This window comes from Tepidimonas sp. (assembly GCF_029335975.1).
In the GTDB taxonomy this organism is placed as follows: domain Bacteria; phylum Pseudomonadota; class Gammaproteobacteria; order Burkholderiales; family Burkholderiaceae_C; genus Tepidimonas.
The window spans coordinates 1-2573 of sequence record NZ_JARJMT020000011.1 but is presented as its reverse complement, the minus strand read 5'-3'; the positions used below and the strand labels follow the sequence as shown (position 1 = coordinate 2573).

Here is a 2573-nt window from a genome sequence, read left to right as displayed (position 1 = left end):
TGCCGCGCACCGCGGAAGCGGATTTTTACGACGCCCAAGCCATGCGCTACCACAAACAGTTCGTCGAGGAGATCGGCGGCCGCCGAGTGCACACGCTGCTCGACGATGAGCGGCCGGCGTTCATCCCGGTGGTGGCAGATTTTCCGGGGCGCGAGCACTGCCGCTACAGCGTCGAGGGCGTGAGCTGCCGCGTGCCCGAAGGTCACTATTTCGTCATGGGCGACAACCGCGATAACTCGCTCGATTCGCGCTATTGGGGCTTCGTGCCCGAACGCAACATCGTCGGCAAGGCGGTGTTCGTGTGGATGAACTTCGGCGATCTGGGGCGCATCGGTTCGTTCGAATGAACGCACCCGGCTCGATTGGCGCTATCATGGTTCAGGCAGCGGCCAAGCTGGCGTTTGCGTCTGCACGGGGGTGAGCATGAAGCGGGATCAGCGCGGGGTGACCGTCATTGGGATGATGTTTTTCGGGGTCGTGGCAGCCCTGCTGATCGTGCTGACAGCCAAGGTGGTGCCCACGGTCACCGAGTACCTGGCGATCCAAAAAGCCGTCAACCGCGCCGCACAGAGCGGCGCGACGGTCTCCGAGATCCGCAGCGCCTTCGAGCGGGCCAAGGCCGCTGATTATTTCGATGCCGTCAGCGGCAAGGATTTGGAGATCCGCAAGGACGGCGCGCGCATCGTCGTCGAGTTCGCCTACGACAAGGAAATCCACCTCTTCGGCCCGGTGTACCTGCTGCTCAAGTACCGAGGCCACAATTCATGATCCATGACTGATTCACTGGCGACGGGGCTGGAGGCGCTGCAGCGCCGGTTGGGGCATCGGTTCCGCCAACCCGATTTGCTCGTGCGGGCCTTGACGCATCGCAGCCATTCGGCCGACCACTACGAGCGACTGGAGTTTTTGGGCGACGCCGTGCTGGGCCTTGCGGTGTCGACCCTGCTCGTCGAGCGCCTGCCGCAGCAGGCGGAAGGTGAGCTGTCGCGGGCGCGCGCCAGCCTCGTGCGGCAGGACGCCTTGCACCGCATCGCGCTGGAGCTGGGCCTGCCGGCCCTGCTGCGCCTGGGCGAGGGCGAGCAGCGCTCGGGCGGGCGCGAGCGGGCCTCCATCCTGGCCGATGCGGTCGAGGCGCTGTTGGGGGCCCTGTATCTGGATGCGGGCTTCGAGGCGGCGCAGGCCGTGGCCCGCCGCTGGTACGAGGGCGTCGAGCTGCGGCCCGGTCTGGGCAAGGATGCGAAGACGGCGCTGCAGGAGTGGCTGCAGGCTCGCCGCCGACCGCTGCCCGTCTACGAGGTGGTCGCCATCCACGGGGAGGCGCACGCCCAGACCTTCGAGGTCGCATGCCGTGTGGAGGGCGTGGCACCCGCCACTGGGCGCGGGGGCTCGCGCCGCGCGGCCGAGCAGGCCGCGGCCGCCGTGATGTTGGATCATCTGTACACCCGCGGCCTGCCTAGCCGAAACGCTCAGCCATGACAGCCTCATCCCCCGGTGCCCCGTCCATGGGTACACCTTCTACGCCCCCAGACGCCGAGCCCACTGGTCCCCAGCGTTGCGGCTTCATCGCCATCGTCGGCAAGCCCAACGTGGGCAAATCCACGCTGCTCAATGCCCTGGTGGGCCACAAGCTCAGCATCACCTCGCGCAAGGCGCAAACCACCCGCCACCGCATCACTGGCATCCGCACCGAGGGGGCGACGCAGTTCGTTTTTGTGGACACGCCGGGTTTTCAGACCCGGCACGGCAACGCGCTCAATCGCGCGCTCAACAAGACGGTGCTGGGTGCCGTGGCCGACGTGGACTTGGTGCTGTTCGTGGTCGAGGCGGGACGCTTCGACCTGGCAGACGCCAAGGTGCTGGCGCTGTTGCCCCCTGGCGTGCCGGTGATCCTGGTGGCCAACAAGCTGGACCGGGTACACCGCCGTGTGGAGATCGCGCCTTGGCTGCGCAATATGCAGGAGCGCCACCCGTTTGCCGAGTTCTTCCCCATGAGTGCTAAGCAGCCGCGCGATGTGCAGCGCCTGCTGGCGCTGTGCGAACGCTATCTGCCCGAGCAGCCGTGGCTGTACGATGCCGATGACCTGACCGACCGCAGCGAGCGTTTTTTGGCCGGTGAGCTGGTGCGTGAAAAACTCTTTCGTCTGACCGGCGACGAGTTGCCCTACACCTCGACGGTCGTCGTGGACCGCTTCGAGCAGGAGGGCGAGCTGCGCCGCATCGCCGCCACCATCATCGTCGAGCGCGAGGGTCACAAGGGTATGGTCATTGGCGAGGGGGGCGAGCGCCTCAAGCGCATCGGCACCGAGGCGCGCCAGGAGCTGGAGCGCCTGTGGGGCGGTAAGGTATTCCTGGAACTGTGGGTCAAGGTGCGCTCTGGCTGGTCCGACGACGAAGCCCGGGTGCGCGCCTACGGTTACGAGTGACGTGGCCACACGCCAGCGGATGCGGGTGCATGACGAGCCCGCTTATGTGCTCCACCAGCACGATTGGAGCGAGTCCAGCCTGATCCTGGAACTGTTTACCCGCCACCACGGCCGCGTGGTGCTGGTGGGCAAGGGGGTCAAGCGGCCCAC

5 protein-coding genes are annotated in these 2573 nt (G+C 66.8%); all 5 read left to right on the top strand.

Annotation, left to right across the window (positions count from 1 at the left end):
- Positions 1-347: signal peptidase I (lepB, locus tag P3W97_RS00590; RefSeq protein ID WP_300843037.1), on the top strand; the 347-nt coding region annotated here is incomplete at its 5' end.
- A gap of 76 nt (positions 348-423) precedes the next feature.
- Positions 424-768, top strand: coding sequence for a DUF4845 domain-containing protein (locus P3W97_RS00585; RefSeq protein ID WP_300843036.1), 345 nt, complete (start codon positions 424-426; stop codon positions 766-768).
- A 15-nt stretch (positions 769-783) separates the two neighbouring features.
- On the top strand, positions 784-1476 hold the full coding sequence (gene rnc / locus P3W97_RS00580) for a ribonuclease III (RefSeq protein ID WP_300843039.1): 693 nt from the start codon (positions 784-786) through the stop codon (positions 1474-1476).
- Positions 1477-1502: 26 nt separating this feature from the next.
- Positions 1503-2423 (top strand): GTPase Era, encoded by a 921-nt coding sequence (gene era / locus P3W97_RS00575; RefSeq protein WP_300843035.1) that lies wholly within the window; start codon positions 1503-1505, stop codon positions 2421-2423.
- A gap of 19 nt (positions 2424-2442) precedes the next feature.
- On the top strand, positions 2443-2573 hold a 131-nt coding region (locus P3W97_RS00570; RefSeq protein WP_300843038.1), incomplete at its 3' end, for a recombination protein O N-terminal domain-containing protein.

Bases quoted from the DNA above. Each gene is read 5' to 3' on its own strand.
- P3W97_RS00585 (WP_300843036.1), top strand. From the start codon at position 424: ATGAAGCGGGATCAGCGCGGGGTGACCGTCATTGGGATGATGTTTTTC.
- era (WP_300843035.1), top strand. From the start codon at position 1,503: ATGGGTACACCTTCTACGCCCCCAGACGCCGAGCCCACTGGTCCCCAG.